At 40.2% G+C, this 15,781-nt stretch carries 12 protein-coding genes; 6 read left to right on the top strand and 6 right to left on the bottom strand.

The annotated features are described in order from the left end of the window. The first annotated feature begins 367 nt into the window (after positions 1-367). The 3 genes from metG to lptC all read left to right on the top strand — a co-directional run bounded on the left by metG (position 368) and on the right by lptC (position 4,023). Positions 368-1,969 carry a methionine--tRNA ligase gene (metG, locus tag H6G76_RS26820; protein ID WP_190707944.1) on the top strand — a complete coding sequence of 534 codons (1,602 nt, stop codon included), beginning with the start codon at positions 368-370 and terminating at the stop codon, positions 1,967-1,969. 171 nt (positions 1,970-2,140) lie between these two features. Next, the gene (locus tag H6G76_RS26815; protein ID WP_015112605.1) at positions 2,141-2,773 is read left to right on the top strand and encodes an NYN domain-containing protein; all 633 of its coding nucleotides are present in this window, start codon (positions 2,141-2,143) and stop codon (positions 2,771-2,773) included. Next, complete coding sequence (gene lptC / locus H6G76_RS26810; RefSeq protein WP_190707941.1) at positions 2,770-4,023, top strand: LPS export ABC transporter periplasmic protein LptC; 1,254 nt, start codon at positions 2,770-2,772, stop codon at positions 4,021-4,023. Before H6G76_RS26815 ends, lptC begins: the two co-directional genes overlap by 4 nt. Positions 4,024-4,241: 218 nt before the next feature. Here lptC and H6G76_RS26805 read toward each other — a convergent pair whose 3' ends face one another. Beyond that, complete coding sequence (locus tag H6G76_RS26805; RefSeq protein WP_190707938.1) at positions 4,242-5,561, bottom strand: D-alanyl-D-alanine carboxypeptidase; 1,320 nt, start codon at positions 5,559-5,561, stop codon at positions 4,242-4,244. Positions 5,562-5,924: 363 nt separating this feature from the next. On the opposite strand from H6G76_RS26805, the gene H6G76_RS26800 reads away from it, so the two are divergent. Then, positions 5,925-7,760, top strand: a complete 1,836-nt coding sequence (locus H6G76_RS26800) for a HEAT repeat domain-containing protein (RefSeq protein ID WP_190707935.1) — start codon at positions 5,925-5,927, stop codon at positions 7,758-7,760. A gap of 247 nt (positions 7,761-8,007) precedes the next feature. Here H6G76_RS26800 and H6G76_RS26795 read toward each other — a convergent pair whose 3' ends face one another. The 4 genes from H6G76_RS26795 to H6G76_RS26780 all read right to left on the bottom strand — a co-directional run bounded on the left by H6G76_RS26795 (position 8,008) and on the right by H6G76_RS26780 (position 10,668). Beyond that, the gene (locus tag H6G76_RS26795) at positions 8,008-9,078 is read right to left on the bottom strand and encodes an LOG family protein (protein WP_190707933.1); all 1,071 of its coding nucleotides are present in this window, start codon (positions 9,076-9,078) and stop codon (positions 8,008-8,010) included. Positions 9,079-9,360: 282 nt separating this feature from the next. Then, the gene (locus tag H6G76_RS26790; protein ID WP_190707930.1) at positions 9,361-9,630 is read right to left on the bottom strand and encodes a hypothetical protein; all 270 of its coding nucleotides are present in this window, start codon (positions 9,628-9,630) and stop codon (positions 9,361-9,363) included. Next, positions 9,611-9,856 carry a hypothetical protein gene (locus H6G76_RS26785; RefSeq protein WP_190707928.1) on the bottom strand — a complete coding sequence of 82 codons (246 nt, stop codon included), beginning with the start codon at positions 9,854-9,856 and terminating at the stop codon, positions 9,611-9,613. The genes H6G76_RS26790 and H6G76_RS26785 overlap by 20 nt, the downstream gene beginning before the upstream one ends. Positions 9,857-10,215: 359 nt before the next feature. After that, the gene (locus tag H6G76_RS26780; RefSeq protein WP_190707924.1) at positions 10,216-10,668 is read right to left on the bottom strand and encodes an SRPBCC family protein; all 453 of its coding nucleotides are present in this window, start codon (positions 10,666-10,668) and stop codon (positions 10,216-10,218) included. Between the two features lie 325 nt (positions 10,669-10,993). Here H6G76_RS26780 and H6G76_RS26775 point away from each other — a divergent pair, with 325 nt between their 5' ends. Continuing rightward, the gene (locus tag H6G76_RS26775; RefSeq protein ID WP_190707921.1) at positions 10,994-12,640 is read left to right on the top strand and encodes a mechanosensitive ion channel; all 1,647 of its coding nucleotides are present in this window, start codon (positions 10,994-10,996) and stop codon (positions 12,638-12,640) included. A 200-nt stretch (positions 12,641-12,840) separates the two neighbouring features. On the opposite strand, the gene H6G76_RS26770 is transcribed toward H6G76_RS26775, so the two are convergent. Beyond that, positions 12,841-14,322 carry a GTP-binding protein gene (locus H6G76_RS26770; RefSeq protein WP_190707919.1) on the bottom strand — a complete coding sequence of 494 codons (1,482 nt, stop codon included), beginning with the start codon at positions 14,320-14,322 and terminating at the stop codon, positions 12,841-12,843. 519 nt (positions 14,323-14,841) lie between these two features. Between H6G76_RS26770 and tpiA the strand changes: the two genes are divergently transcribed. Then, positions 14,842-15,567, top strand: coding sequence for a triose-phosphate isomerase (gene tpiA, locus H6G76_RS26760; RefSeq protein ID WP_190708019.1), 726 nt, complete (start codon positions 14,842-14,844; stop codon positions 15,565-15,567). Positions 15,568-15,781: the final 214 nt, after the last annotated feature.

Raw genomic sequence — 15,781 nt, 5'->3', positions numbered from 1 at the left:
TATATTTTTGGGAATATATCGTAGTTTAACTTGACTTAATTTTTACATTTCTTTACTAATGCCACGACCGTCTTAGGATAGAAATGACTTATCTATAAAAGGAGAGGATTTTTCTATGTTTAGAGCAGTGTATTTTTAGTCACAATATATGGCATAAACAGCATCACAAATATAAATTAAATCCTAATTTCTATTTGTAGAGCATAAGTTAACCAAATTTGTACTTATTACCAAACATTTCTGAACTGGAGAAATTTGCTAATATTAAGATGAAGTTTGAAAAAGCGATAGTAATGTTATATACTTACGTGGTTTTGCGGTCATAATTAAGTAAAAAAACGTTTTAATAATTTATTTTTAATTTTGCATGAACTTAGTGGATAAAACAGACCAGACATTTGCATTAACAACACCCCTCTACTATGTAAACGATGTCCCACATATTGGTAGTGCTTATACAACGATCGCCGCAGATGTAGTGGCTCGATTTTACAAGCTCATGGGGCATCCTGTCCTGCTAATAACCGGTACAGATGAACATGGCCAAAAAATTCAACGATCAGCTGAAACTTTAGGAAAAGCCCCCCAAGAATTTTGCGATGCGATTGTCCCTAGTTTTGTGAATCTATGGGAGAAATTAAACATTCAATATGATCGCTTTAGCCGGACAACAGCCCCTCGCCATGAAGCAATAGTTAAAGAATTTTTTGGGCGAGTTTGGGAAAAAGGTGATATCTACCAAGGACAACAAAAAGGCTGGTACTGCGTATCTTGTGAGGAATTTAAAGAAGAAAGAGAATTATTAGAGGACAAGCGTTGTCCGATTCATACTAATAAACCAGTTGAATGGCGAGACGAACAAAATTACTTTTTTCGTTTATCTAAATACCAAACTCAGTTAGAAGAATTTTATCAAAAACACCCAGATTTTATTCAGCCAGCCAGCCGTCGTAATGAAGTTTTAAGCTTTGTCAGTCAAGGCTTGCAGGACTTTTCGATTTCCCGGATTAATCTCGACTGGGGTTTTGCTGTACCAACTGACCCAAAGCAAACGCTGTACGTGTGGTTTGATGCACTACTGGGTTATGTCACAGCATTATTAGAACCTGATGCTGAACCAACCTTAGCCAACGCTTTAGCGACATGGTGGCCGATTAATTTGCATTTGATTGGCAAAGATATTCTGCGCTTTCATGCAGTTTATTGGCCAGCAATGTTAATGTCAGCAGACTTACCCTTGCCTAAAAGAGTGTTTGGGCATGGCTTTTTGACGAAAGATGGTCAAAAAATGGGTAAAGCGCTAGGTAATACCATCGACCCCATCGCTTTAGTCGAAAGTTATGGTAGTGATGCAGTTCGTTATTACTTCCTTAAGGAAATCGAATTTGGCAAAGATGGCGACTTTAATGAAAGTAGATTCATTAATGTTTTAAATGCAGATTTGGCGAATGATTTAGGTAATTTGCTCAATCGCACCTTGAACATGGTGAAGAAATACTGTGCTGGCAATGGCTTGTCTATTACAGAAGAAACTATTTCTGCCGAAAATCCTTTGAGGACGATTGGTTTACGTCTAGGGGAAGAGGTACAACAAGCGTATGAAGCACTAGCGTTCAATCAAGCCTGTGAAGCTATCTTGTCATTGGTGCAAGCCAGTAATAAGTTTATTGATGAACAAGCACCTTGGTCACTATATAAACAAGGACAGCAGCAGGAAGTAGAAAAAGTGCTTTATGCAGTTCTGGAATCAGTCAGACTGTCAGCTTATCTGCTTTCACCAATCATTCCCAATATCAGTAGCGATATTTATCAGCAACTAGGTTTCGGAATCAACTTTAACGAGCAAATTAAGACAGCGATCGCTGCCCCATTTTCCATTCATTCCAAATGGGGGTTACTATCTAATAAACAACAGTTGGGAAATCCTCAACCAATCTTTAAACGCATAGAAACCCCGAAAAAAGATTAGTTTTTTTAATCTCTTTCATATCATTTTCTAATCTCTCAAAATCTCAAAAAATTTATCGGGGCTGAACTTAAATAATTAGCCCCGGAAAATTATCATAAAACGCTCTAACTAAATCTAAAAGTTGGAAATTCGTATCAAAAATCACAAAATAACAATCGAGGTATGACAACAATGTTGAATAATTTAGAAAACGACTCGATATTTACGCCAGAACAAGTTTTAGAGAATCGAGGTCGAGTCGCCATATTTATTGATGGCTCAAATCTATTTTACGCTGCTTTGCAATTAGGAATTGAAATCGATTACACCAAATTATTATGTCGTTTAACAGGTGGTTCTCGACTGTTGCGGGCATTTTTCTATACAGGTGTAGATAGAACAAATGAAAAGCAACAAGGTTTCTTGTTATGGATGCGGCGTAATGGTTATCGCGTCATTGCTAAAGATTTAGTACAGCTACCAGATGGTTCTAAAAAAGCGAATCTGGATGTAGAAATCGCTGTTGATATGATGGCTTTAGTCGATTCTTATGATACAGCTGTTTTGGTTAGTGGTGATGGCGATTTAGCCTACGCCGTGAATTCTGTAAGCTATCGTGGTGTAAGGGTCGAGGTCGTGAGTTTACGCTCAATGACCAGTGATAGCTTAATTAATGTTAGCGATCGCTACATTGATTTAGAAGCCATCAAAGAAGATATCCAAAAAACTCCACGCCAGAGTTACCCATATCGCCCTTTATCGGGAATGGGTTTTTTGGATGACCCAACAGACCATGATGGACATCTAGAAATTCAGGATACATGAAGCATCAGCAAGGCAGGCAGATAGCAAAAAGAAATTTAAGATTTATGGGGGGAGGAATTAATAAATCCCCCCACTTTCATTCATTTGCTTTTTTAAACACAAATTGGTATTACCTGCCTTTAACTCTCCTGTTAATGATTAGTTTAGTGGCTTGTGGGGCTAAATCTCCCATAACCTCTAATCAAAATAATCCAGGTTCATCAGCAGAAGATTCCGAAAGTAACTTAACTTTTTTTGATGTTTCTTTAGAACAAGCTGATCAAGTAGGGCGACCACTTTGGAAAGTCCAAGCAAAAAAGGCAAAATACACCAAAGAAAAACAAATTGGTCAAGCTGAAAATCCCTACGGAGAGTTATATCAAGATGGCAAAATAGTTTATCAAATCAAAGCAGACCAAGCGGACATTGAGCAAGATGGTGAACGCCTGTTTCTGAGAGGAAGAATATTTGCTAACGACCCTAAGAATGGAGTGCTTTTGCAAGGGAATGAAATGGAATGGCGCCCCAAAGAAGATTTGCTAATTGTCCGCAATCAAATCAATGGGCAGCATAAACAATTACAGGCAGTAGCGCAAGAGGCGCGAGTCAAAACCCGCGAACAAATAATAAATTTTTCTGGCAAGGTTGTAGCCAATGCGACTGATCCCAAATTACAAATGCGGACAGATCATTTGATTTGGCAGATTAAACAAGAAAAATTAATTGGCGATCGGCCTTTACAATTTGAGCGCTATAAAAATAATCAAATCACAGATCGTGGCCGAGGCAATTCTGCCGAAATTGACTTAAAAACGAAGGTTGCTACCATTAAACAAAATGCCCAGGTAGAGTTACTAGACCCACCAGTACAGATACTTAGTAACATCATGACCTGGGATATGAATACAGAAACTGTCAAGACAAATTCTCCAGTGCGCGTCTTCCACCGGGCTGAAAATTTGACAGTTACGGGTAATCAAGGTGAGATGAAAATACCCCAAAAAACAGTTTATTTAGTAGGTAATGTTAACGCCGTTGGGCAACGTCGCCAATCTTTAAAATCTCAGAATCTCACATGGTATCTGGATAAAAAATTACTAGAAGCACAAGGAGATGTAGTTTATAAACAAGCTAACCCACAGTTAACTTTTAATGGTGACACTGCTGTGGGCAATCTGCAAACAGAAAACATCGTTGTTAGCGGCGGTAAATCCGGCGGTCGAGTGGTGACAGAAATTATTCCTGAAGAGTCAAGGGTCAAGCGTCAATAGTCAATTTTAAGGGAGGAGGCAGGAAGAAGAAGAAAAATGTCTTTTTTGAGTCTTTTTTTTGTACCTTTTTTATTAGCAAGCTGCTACGCATTAGGCTACTAAACAAATGACAGATATAGCTAAAAGCTTATAAATTTCAGACATTTTAAAAGCGTGAATGCCAGACAGAATATTCATGTTTTTCCCTCCTGTTTCCTACCTTCTGCCTCTTGCTAAAACTAACCCCTGAACACAATTTCCATGCGACTAGGAGAACCTAGTTCTGGTAAAGAGTTAGCCGGTGAATGGGGAGTAATAGCTGCGGGAACTTCAGGTGAAACTTGTAGCTGTTTAATCAGACTTTGTAGAAGTTTGTCTTGTTCTATGCGGTAATTTGACACGTAAGGGCCACGATTAAGAATAGCAAACCAAACCAAACCGCGATCGCGTGTCGGTAAAACTCCAGCTAAAGCACTAACATCCCGGAGAGTACCAGTTTTCATCACAGTCCCAACTGGCATATGTCTAGAATGCAATGTTCCCCGATGGTCAAACCCCGACATCGGAAACAAGTCTGCCAAATTAAGTTGATGTGCAGATGCTAACTGTTGAATTGCCATTAACATTGCACAAACTGCCCTTGGAGAAATCCGATTTTCTGGGCCTAGTCCGGAACCGTTGATTAATTGAATCTCTGACTGAGGTACTCCAGCAAGAGTAGCAGCTGTAGTTTGCACTACACCCGCACCGCCAACCGACTCTGCTAACATCTCTGCCATGTCGTTATTGCTGTAAACATTCATTTCCTTCAGCAATTGTCGCAAAGGCAAAGATTTATGACGCACCAGCAAAGTATTTTGCGGAGGCTGTGGTGCAACTTTGATAGTACCAGCGATCGCAACTTCCGGCTTCGGCGTACCCTTGGGCATGATGGAGTGGATATAATTTGCCGGACGAGTCCAAGTTTTATAATTAAGTGCTTGTTTAACCATTTGACCAGCAAGTAACGGGTGACGCTGGAAATTCATCGCAAAATTGCCTGTAATTAGCAAATTACCCTTTACTTGCTTAATGCCCATTTTATGCAGTGTATTACCAAGAGCGATCGCTTCTTCCCAAACAAACATCGGGTCGCCACCACCAGTAATTACCAAATCGCCTTGTAACACTCCATTAACTATCGGCCCTGTAGTGCCAATCAAAGTTTCAAATTGATGGTCTGGCCCCCAAGTTTTCAAAGAAGCGAGGGAAGTTGCAATTTTAGTTAAAGAAGCAGCAGGTAAAGCTGTTGTACCTTGGTGATTAGCCATGAGCATCGGCCCCGACTGCAACCAAACTCCTTGGCTTTCAGTCAAATTTTGCGCTACTAACTTAGATTTCAGCAGACCTTGTAAATATTGTTGTACTGTATTAACCCCTGCTGGATTGGGATCTGGAGCCAGAATCAAGCTAGGATTGCCTTGCAAAGCCAAAGCATCCAAGGCTTCAGAAGGCTTGATTTGCACCCCAGCCATTTCTAGCCACAGAGAAACCAAACCTGAACTCAATAATTCCAGCATATTTATTTCCCAACCTCTAGAATGTGATACATAGTTTACTGTGCTAATATACAAAGTTTTTTATAGTCATCAGCATTGGGTAATCATAACTGGTCTTTTTCTGATCTGGTAGTAGCTAGAGAAATCTGGTTTGATTACTGTGTAGTAAGGCAACAGGCAATAGGCAATAGGCAACAGGAAAGAAAGCAAGCAAGCAGATAGAAATATACTGATTTTTTTCAAAAATCAAATATGAGTTATAGGGTTGAGGCAATAGGTAATAGATTGGTTTGCAACTGATTTAGGGTTGCTATAGCAATTAATTATTTATGCTTTTAGTCTTTTTAATCAGGGAATTATATACATATACTGACTGGAATTGTTATGTCACTATTAACCGATGCCCTGGATAGAATTGAAACTTGGTTAGTCAAAAATCAACCTGAATTTGCCTTAAGTTTACAGCCAGGACTAACTAATGCAGAAATAGACACAATTCTCCAAAATTTTCCTTATGCAATGCCGGAAGAACTATATGAATTCTACGGGTGGCATAACGGTTGCAGATATTTGAGCTATGGCTATGTAATTCCTTTCTATGATAATTTTTTCTCTTTACAAGATGCTATGGAGTATCGTCAGAATGCTTTAAGTTGGGATTCAGAGTGGAATTCTCACTGGCTACCGATATTAGACGGTAATGGCGATTATAGATACGCTGTTGTTGTGGGAGAAGAAACTGCTCCTGTTTGGTTCATCGATCCAGAGTGTGGGATTAAAGAAATTCGCTGGGATAGTTTGACAGACTTGATGCTGGCGACAGCAGAGTGTTACGAAACTGGTGCTTATTATATTGATAATGAGGGATACATAGAGGAAGACAAACCAAAAATTGCTGAGATTCGACGTAAGTATAACTATTGTGTTGTAGAGACGACTACAAATGAATCCTATAATCCTGAACCGCCAACAGTTGCAAGTGAAGTTGATTTATCTAATCCTAATGCGCTGGAAGAATTAACACAGGCTTTGCAGGCTGCACCTTTGAGTCCTGAGGCTGGTGTTTTGCAAGCAATGGCTGCCAAAACTTTAAAAAATTTAGCAAATCTGGGATTGGCTGGACAAGTTGGTGCGGAATCGTTAACGATCTCCTTACAAAATATAATTTATGACAATGCTGGTCATGCGCTGGCGGCGAAAAAGTTAGGTGAATTAGGTGATCCCAGAGCAGTTGAGCCACTTTTACAAGCTTTAACCCATCCTTCTAGTGAAGTGAGGAGAAATGCCATTGAATCATTGGCAAAATTAGGAGATTCGAGAGCCATTGAACCACTAATTCAATGCTTGCAAGACTCAGATTTTTTTGTGCGTGGTCAAGCAGCATGGGCGTTAGCAGAAATAGGAGATATTAAAGCTATTGAACCGTTGAGCCAAGCATTGAGAAATGAAAATCAGTCTACCACTTGTTGTGCGATCGCCTCAGCATTAGGAAAGTTTGCCGATGTCAGAGCTATAGAACCTCTAATTGAGATTTTTCGTAGCAATGGTAGCCATCTGAGAGATGCTTCTAGTTTTCCTCACGTCAGATTAGCTGTGATTCAGGCTTTACGGCTAATTGACGACTCCAGAACAACAGACATTTTGGTTGAATTTCTCAGGGATAGAGAAGGTATGTTACAAGCAATCAAGAGAGATTGGCTACGAACAGAGCAAGCAACTCATCAGGTTATCGAAACTCTTTTTACGCGTCAGCATCCAGATTTAATAGAGATATTAACGCAGTTGCTTCAGGATTCTGAAAACCAAATTCAGAACAACATTCTTTCAGCAATAGCTGAGATTGCAAATCCTCTATTGGTCGATTTGCTGATTTTGGCATTAGCAAATGAAAATGGCTGGTTACGTCAAAGCGCGATTTCTCATCTAGGACGGCGAGGTGACAAAAGAGCCGTTGAGCCTCTCATAAATATTTTGCAGGATGTAGATACTGATGTGCGTTTAGCAGCTGTTTATGCTCTACAAAAAATGGACGATGTTAGGGTTGTGAATGCCCTCATTAAGATGCTCAAAGATGAAGATTTTAGGGTTCGCGGTGCAACAGCATTAGCCCTGGGAAATTTAGGAAATTTAAGTGCAGTAGAACCACTTAATCAATGCTTAGAGGATGAAAGCTCAATCGTGCGTAAAATTGTTCAAGAAGCCTTGAATAAGCTTTCTTAATGGGGTGTTGCGGAATTAAGGGATGATTCTTGTGAGACAAGTATCTTTTCTTCCCAAAAACAAGGGACGGGCAAGATACTTATCCCATGTATAGGACTCATATTTGATTTGGGAAAAAAACTCAGTATACCTTGACTCCTTCTTTCCTATTGCCTATTGCCTATTGCCTGACTACACAAGTATGTTCAGTAATCAAACCGGATTCCTATAAAATTTTTGCGATCGCCAGCAATCCCACCATCAAAAACTACTTCCTTTCTGGATGCTCTATCTCTTCTTGAGAAGGTGTACCCATTTCGTTAATAGCGGCAATCATCTGATACAGTCGCCCCAAATCTCGTTGGTTGAAATTCAAAATTAGGCGAGGCAGTTCTAAAGTTTCGTCTTGACCTTCTTGAGGCAATGCTTGAGTTTTTTCTATTTTTCCTTTTACCAGAATGTCACTAAACTCATGATTAAGTTTCTCAACTTCAGCATCAGATAATTCACAGTTGAGGCGAATCACTAACTGATTAGATACATAGCGGCTAGAGTGATAAACTTGGTAAAAACGCCTGATAGCATCGTAAGCTACTTCCAGGTTATCAGTAACAGTGTAAAGGTTTGGATCTTCAGGACTTACTAGACCTCTTTGCACCAGTTGTTGATCGATATAATCGCTCCAAGAACGCCAATAATCTCCACCAGGATGGTCTATGAGAACTACAGGAACAGGGCCAAATTTCCCAGTCTGGCTTAAAGTCATGCACTCAAAGGCTTCATCTTGAGTACCAAACCCACCAGGAAATAACGCAACTGCATCACTTTCCTTGAGCAGGAACAACTTGCGGGTAAAGAAATACTTGAAATTAATCAGCTTGGGGTCGCCTTCAATGAAGGGGTTTGCCTGCTGTTCAAATGGTAGCTGAATGTTCAAACCGAAGGAATTTTCTCGTCCCGCACCTTCGTGACCCGCTTGCATAATACCGCCACCACCGCCTGTCATTACCATGAATCCCATCTGCGATACAGTACGGGCAAACTCAAGCGCCATTTGGTAATCTGGCGTTTGGGATGATAGACGGGCTGAACCGAAGATAGTTATTTTACGGACGTGTCGGTAGTGGTGAAATAACTCGAAGCCTCGCTCCATATCCGCTAAGGACGAAGACAATATCTTCCAATCGAGACGATCAATTTCACTGTTACCTAGGCGGACTATGGTAGCAAGCGCCTGTTGAATGAATTGCCGATTTTTTAAGTTCGGTAGGCGATCAAATAATTCAGCGATATCGGCTTGCAGAGACTCTAGTGTGTCAAACGACGCAGATGAAGTCATGAGAACAGATGGCACAATGGGAATACATTGTACCTAATTTTGGGGTGCTATTTACAATGCTTTCTGAATAAGTTAGGCTGGCAGCTACTTAGAAAATTGGCATCCGTAGATAGCTTTTGGTAGGATAGCCGAACCCAACATTTACGCCGTGCTACTGGCAAACCAAGCTGCAAATGTTGGGTTCAAAAACTTAAAATAACTAGAATGATTCAGGAATAATAATTGTCAAAAACCAACCCCCTCCCATGATGCTCGTAGAGAAAGTGTGGGAATGTCGCAACTTCAATTATTCTCAAAGTTACGCAAAGGCTTCAACAGAAGTAAGTTTTTTCGCTTACTTTTATGGCTGATTAGATAGTTATCAGCGTAACGAAAAGCCGACGCACAGTCGTAAGCTGCTATAGCCACAGCTTGTAAAAAAACCTGAAGAGGAATATCAAAACTGGTAATTTTTTCGGCTAATAATAACAATTCCCAATCTGTTGCTGGTACAGCCGCCTCTTCTGCTAATTCTGGCTCATCCAAAATGTCATCAATTAGCACCTTGGACATTTTGTACCTCCCCAAAAGCGTATGAAGCAAAACCAGCAATAAAATTCAGCTGTTCCTCACGAGTTTGTAAGTTTACAGGGAGTTCAGCACTAGGAAATCCTAATTCACTTAAAATATCCAAGCAGTAAGCACTGGTTTGACTATATGAAGCTTGCTCCCACTTGTGAGCTACTTCTTTGGCCATTTCTAGATTGACTTTAATAAATCTCATCGCAGGGCTTGACATAAATGCACCCTAATAAACTGCATATTTGAAGTTTTGATCAGAACCCCAATTCTCAGTAACCGTGATTTTGCTGAATTTATGAAGATGGGCAATCAGAACTTCAGCGCATTTGCTGAATCGGGAGCAGAGAAACACGGAGACAAATTAGGTATAGATAAAAAGAAGAGAAATAAATTTACACTGAGGTACGGATATAAAAGATGAAATTTAAAGTCTGAAGAATAAAATTTCAGACTTCATTCTACCCGTCTCCCTTAGGGAGACGCTACGCGTAGCTTGCTTCCCCGTAGGGGTACGGGAACGCCTGCCGTAGGATGCCTTTAGGGCTGTAGGGCGAACACACTTCAGACTTTAGATGACTACTGATTAATTTGAACTTCTTCACAAACGCGTTTTAGCCGACGCAGTTGAGCTTGCATATCTTCTTTTGTCCAAGATGCTGCAAAATTCTTGAATCCCCAACTGACTATGGGGTTGGGAACATTGAACTCGAAGCGATTTAATAAGCGTGTTCCTTTTTCTATTGGCTGACATTCCCAGCGATCGCGCCCTTGAAAAAATCCTTGAAATTCCCAGACAATTAAACCAGGTTGTCGTTCGACAACGACACTGTTGAGAGTCGGTTTAATTAAAGGAATTTGAATTACAAAGCGACTTTGACTACCTATTTCTGTACTCCAAACCTCACCCACCGGTTCGCAGCGTAACACAGGATTTAGCCAGCGATGCATCAGAGCTAAATCGGTAATACAACGCTCTACAACCGCAGCAGTAGCGTTAATTTGAATTGATTGTTCAAAAACTTGAGTCATGCCAAATTGCTAATCCTGTTGCTGCACTTAGATTAAACCAAAATTTTGTATTGTCAACAACCTACATTCATTTAAAACAGTTCTAGACTCCATACTTAACAAGAGAAAAGCTCTTGTGCTTATTGCCTTGTTCAAAATATATTATTCAAAATTAAAAATATTTTGTTATTTGTAACAAATTAGCCTAGCTATCGGTTGCATATAGATTTTTACTGGTAAATTGATACGCAAAATCCGCGTCAACTCAGCAGTTCGGACAAAAAATCCACTCTACTGGGTTTACAAAATATTTTTGGTAAATACATCATCTTAATTTCAGAAAACCATGAACACAACTTGGACAGGAATAACCCAGTTGATAGACATGAGTTTGCCAATGAAGGGGCAGCAACTTTTAGCACAATCACCCAGCTTGCCACCAGTGCAACCAGGACTCAACCAAGGACTTGCGGATATGCAAGGAATTGGGCAACAGGTGATTCAGTATACGCCTAGATTACTAGGAGCCACAGTAATTTTATTAGTTGGTATACTGATTGCTGCTAGCGTTGCCGCAGTGACTAGAGGCATCCTGAACCGCACGAAGATAGATAATCGAATTGCTGCTGGTGTGACGGGCCGCAGGGATGTTCCGCAGGTAGAGAAATTCATCTCCAGTTTGGTTTTTTGGAGCATCGTTTTACTAACGGTAGTAGCTGTCTTACAAGTACTAGGGCTGGAGGTAGCATCTCGACCACTGAATAATTTCCTTGACCAACTGATTGGCTTCTTGCCGAAAGTGGTGGGTGCAGCAATTATTTTAGGAGTTGCTTGGGTGGTAGCCAGCATCGTCAAGATTGTGAGTTTACGAAGTTTGCAGGCTCTTAATCTGGATGAACGATTAAATCAGCCATCGCCTGAAGAGCCAATAACTCTTGATCGCATCTCTTTAAGTGAGACAATCGCCAATGCTTTATATTGGTTTATCTTCTTACTATTTCTTGTCCCCGTTCTCGATACTCTAGGGTTGAGGCAAGCTCTATTACCAGTTCAATCGCTGATTACGCAAATTCTGTCGATTTTGCCCAATATTTTGGCAGCAATTTTAATTGCAGTATTTGGCTGGTTTCTCGCTAATCTAGTCCGGCGAATAGTTACTAATTTGTTAACGACAACTGGCATAGATCACTTAGGTAGTCGGCTTGGACTTTCTTCGTTTACAAGTACCCAATCTCTATCAACAATTATTGGCACAATTGTCTATGTTTTAATTTTGATTCCTGTAGCGATCGCGGCTCTCAATACTTTAAAAATTGAGGCAATATCTGTGCCAGCAATTACAATGTTGCAACAGATACTTAACACTTTACCTGCTATTTTTACATCTGCTACTATCTTAATTATTGCCTTTTTTATAGGGCGGTTTGTTGCAGATTTAGTAACTGGCATTTTGACTAGTTTAGGTTTTAACAATATTTTTTCTGTGCTAGGTTTACCATCACCAAATAGGCAAGCAGTCTACACAGAAAATGCTCCAATAACACCAATCCGCACGCCCTCAGAAATTGCTGGCATTGTTACTTTAGTAGGTATCATGCTGTTTGCCATAGTAGCAGCCGTAAATATTTTAAATATTCCGGCTCTAACAACACTAGTTACTGGAATTTTAATTATTTTGGGGAGGATTATAGCAGGGTTAATTGTGTTTGCGGTGGGTTTATTTTTGGCAAATCTCGCTTTTAACCTAATTAGTAGTTCTGGCGATCATCAAGCGCGAATCTTGGCACAAATAGCCAGAATTGCCATCATTACCTTAGTGTCGGCAATGGCATTACAACAAATTGGCGTTGCCAGCGATATTGTGAATTTAGCATTTGGGTTGCTACTTGGTGCGATCGCAGTTGCTATTGCTTTAGCTTTTGGCTTAGGCAGCCGAGATATTGCTAGAGAGCAAGTAAAAGAGTGGTTGGATTCTTTTAAAAGTAAGAGCTAAATTCAATGATTTGAATGGCAATTACTCTTGCCATATCTAGTTAATAAATCGGTAATTGAACCTGACCAATAAATTATCAGAGCTTTGAACTTGGAGATTTAATCCTAAAAATTAAGTTTCCAAGTTCAAAACTTAAATTTTGTATTTCTAATTTCTTTTTTGTTATTACAGGAAGAGAAAATATTATTGGCAACCTAAACTTATGCTTTTACTTTTAATTTCAATTGCAACTCATCCTTGATGCGGTTGAGAATTGAAGCTTCATCCAGGTTAGCCAAAATTTTACTAATCACTGCTTTTGGCCCCTCCGGCCCCCAAGTTGCACCATTAGCTAAATAAGCTTTAGTTACTTGTCCAATACCATAAGAAGACACGCCAGCTACGCCTGCTTGGGTTATTGCTACTGTTACGTAAGGCCCAAAGGTTGCGCCTGCTGTAGCGGGTGCAGAGATACCAAGTAAGGTTTTCAAACCACTTAAACCTAAGTTTGCTAGTAATTCACTGACACCGATACCGCCCATACTTAAGGCAATTTTTTGTAGCAGTTTGACAGCACCAGCTTCGGTCATAGGCATAGCGTAGAGTTTGGATAAACCCAAAATTAAGGCTATATCAATAACGATGCTACTGAGTATATCTACTACTGTGACAGGGTTGAGTGCGATCGCTAATGCTTTAGCCATCACAGCTTTCCAAATCAACTGATTGGCGTTTTGTTCACGAATTATCAGTTTGCGCTGTACCAATTGCTCATTTACAGTGTCTGCATACAGCATAGAGTTGAGTGCGACTAAAGCCTTACCCTCGCGCTGCAAAATCTCTAATATTTTTAATTTCAACTCTTCTACTTGAGCATTCCCGGTACGCAACTGCAAGCCTCTACTACCATCAGGGCGAATAACCGCAGTTTTGACTAAAGGTGATGCAGCAGACATAACAATTTCTAAAGGTGAAAGTAGTTCTTTTACCCGTTCATCTCGAATTTTTTCATAAATTGCCATGCGATCAGCTTCGGGATATTGGTCTACTTTGTTAAACACCAAAATTATCGGTTTTCCCGCTTCTCGTAATTGAGATAGGGCTTGGTGTTCTATCTTTGTCATGTCGCCAGAAATGACAAACAAAATTAAATCTGCTTGTTTGGCTATTTGTTCTGCTAAAGCGGTACGGGTATCACCATCAATTTCATCCAACCCAGGAGTATCAATTAGTTCTACCTGCGATTGTCCTACACTTGGTAGAGTGACACGCAAAGCTCGTTCTGTAGTTCCAATTAATTCTTCGTGAATACTCCAATTAACCCGTTGTGCAGCACGCGTGACCCCATGTAAAGGGCCAGTTTCAAACACTGGTTGTCCTACCAAGGCATTGAGTAAGGAAGATTTACCCCGTCCTACCATACCAAAAGCAGCGATTTGGACTACCATCCGGTCTAACTTCGCCAACATAGTTTCCAAATCAGCTAGTTCTGTTTCCAACCCTGCTTTTTCTTGTGGTGTGAGGTCAAGATTAGCTACTAAGTTTCGTAGTGCTGTTTGAGCTTGTTTATAATTCAGTTCTGTCTGAATGTCTTCAAAGCTGAAAATGGCACTATCTAGTTCTTCCTCCCAGTTAAGGGAATTTGCATCAGTATTAGCTGAATCACGCTGGTAAGGCTCAGGCACGGGTAATGTTGAACTCATATCAAATTAATATTGTATATTTGGGATTTGAGATTGATCCTATTTCTGATCGTAGTTGCCAATTCTAAACCGCGCTGATTGTCTGCTAGTCTTGATTTAACAGCAAAATTGCTTTGAGAAGTAGCTCAAAAGATGGATTTTTAAATACTTGAGTTTAACGGTGCGGATAACCATATTCAGGCTCTCATTGAATATCCCCCAAGGTCTCTGTCTCTCAAATAGTTAATGCCTTAAAAGAGTTTCTAGTCGTTGCTATGGACAAGCTGGATATAAAAAACCCCACAACGAATGCGAGTTTGCTGGGGGAGACTCCCTCCAGCAACACGCGCAGCTTGATGGAGTCCTAGTTATTTTGCTCTTGCTGTCAGTGGTGTGTTTTTAGAGGTTTTGAAAGAGTATATTAAAAACCAAGAAAAGCCGTCCTTCTAGGACGGGGCTTGCATCCCATTATTTTCGGTCACAAAAAGTAGTAGAGTGAAAAATGCATCTATTAGCTTTAGGAACTTAACTATATCACCTGTGCGGAAAATCGTTATTGCCGGTAACTGGAAAATGTTCAAAACCCAGGCAGAAACTCAAGATTTCTTACGAGAGTTTTTGCCTCATTTAGATGAAACTCCCCAAGGAAGAGAAGTATTATTGTGTCCGCCTTTCACAGATTTAAACATTTTGACCAAAAGTTTGCATGGCAGCCGTGTACAACTTGGGGCGCAAAATGTTCATTGGGAAGATAATGGAGCCTACACGGGTGAAATTGCCGCCCCCATGCTTACAGAAATTGGTGTGCGTTATGTAATTGTCGGTCATAGCGAAAGACGGCAATTCTTTGGTGAAACAGACGCGACAGTTAATCTACGTCTGAAAGCTGCTCAAAAACATGGTTTGACTCCAATTCTTTGTGTAGGCGAAACCAAACAACAACGAGATGCGGGAGAAACTGAATCACTAATTACTACTCAGTTAGAAAAAGACCTAGTAAATATAGATCAAGATAATTTGGTGATTGCTTATGAACCAATTTGGGCAATTGGTACTGGCGATACTTGTGAAGCAACAGAAGCCAATCGAGTTATTGGTTTAATTCGCAGTCAGTTAAAAAATCCCAATGTTCCAATTCAATATGGTGGCTCAGTCAAGCCAAATAATATTGATGAAATTATGGCTCAACCAGAAATTGATGGCGTGCTTGTGGGAGGAGCAAGTCTGGAAGCTGCAAGTTTTGCCCGGATTGTAAATTATCAATAATCTCATGTGCAACGCCTTTTCCCTGGCTCGTCCAGGGAATGGGTATAAATCAGGGAAGAGTGAACAGGGGACAGTTTAAAGAGTATTAATGCAGCAGATCTAAATAAAAGTTTTATAGAACCCATTTGACATCTTATGAGGTTTTGAATTAAGGTACTCCTCAGCATCTAAAATCCAATGCTAATGGCGTATTCCAGCGACTTCACTGATGCAG

Origin of the sequence: Nostoc sp. FACHB-152 (assembly GCF_014697475.1) — a bacterium.
In the GTDB taxonomy this organism is placed as follows: Bacteria; Cyanobacteriota; Cyanobacteriia; order Cyanobacteriales; family Nostocaceae; genus Nostoc_B.
Note: the sequence above shows the minus strand (reverse complement) of the source record. Positions and strands in the feature narration are given on the sequence as shown.

Coding starts and splice junctions, on each gene's coding strand:
- lptC (WP_190707941.1), top strand. CDS start 2,770: ATGAAGCATCAGCAAGGCAGGCAGATAGCAAAAAGAAATTTAAGATTT.
- H6G76_RS26790 (WP_190707930.1), bottom strand. CDS start 9,630: ATGTCCAAGGTGCTAATTGATGACATTTTGGATGAGCCAGAATTAGCA.
- metG (WP_190707944.1), top strand. CDS start 368: ATGAACTTAGTGGATAAAACAGACCAGACATTTGCATTAACAACACCC.
- H6G76_RS26805 (WP_190707938.1), bottom strand. CDS start 5,561: ATGCTGGAATTATTGAGTTCAGGTTTGGTTTCTCTGTGGCTAGAAATG.
- H6G76_RS26775 (WP_190707921.1), top strand. CDS start 10,994: ATGAACACAACTTGGACAGGAATAACCCAGTTGATAGACATGAGTTTG.
- H6G76_RS26795 (WP_190707933.1), bottom strand. CDS start 9,078: ATGACTTCATCTGCGTCGTTTGACACACTAGAGTCTCTGCAAGCCGAT.
- H6G76_RS26800 (WP_190707935.1), top strand. CDS start 5,925: ATGTCACTATTAACCGATGCCCTGGATAGAATTGAAACTTGGTTAGTC.
- H6G76_RS26780 (WP_190707924.1), bottom strand. CDS start 10,668: ATGACTCAAGTTTTTGAACAATCAATTCAAATTAACGCTACTGCTGCG.
- H6G76_RS26815 (WP_015112605.1), top strand. CDS start 2,141: ATGTTGAATAATTTAGAAAACGACTCGATATTTACGCCAGAACAAGTT.
- H6G76_RS26770 (WP_190707919.1), bottom strand. CDS start 14,322: ATGAGTTCAACATTACCCGTGCCTGAGCCTTACCAGCGTGATTCAGCT.
- H6G76_RS26785 (WP_190707928.1), bottom strand. CDS start 9,856: ATGTCAAGCCCTGCGATGAGATTTATTAAAGTCAATCTAGAAATGGCC.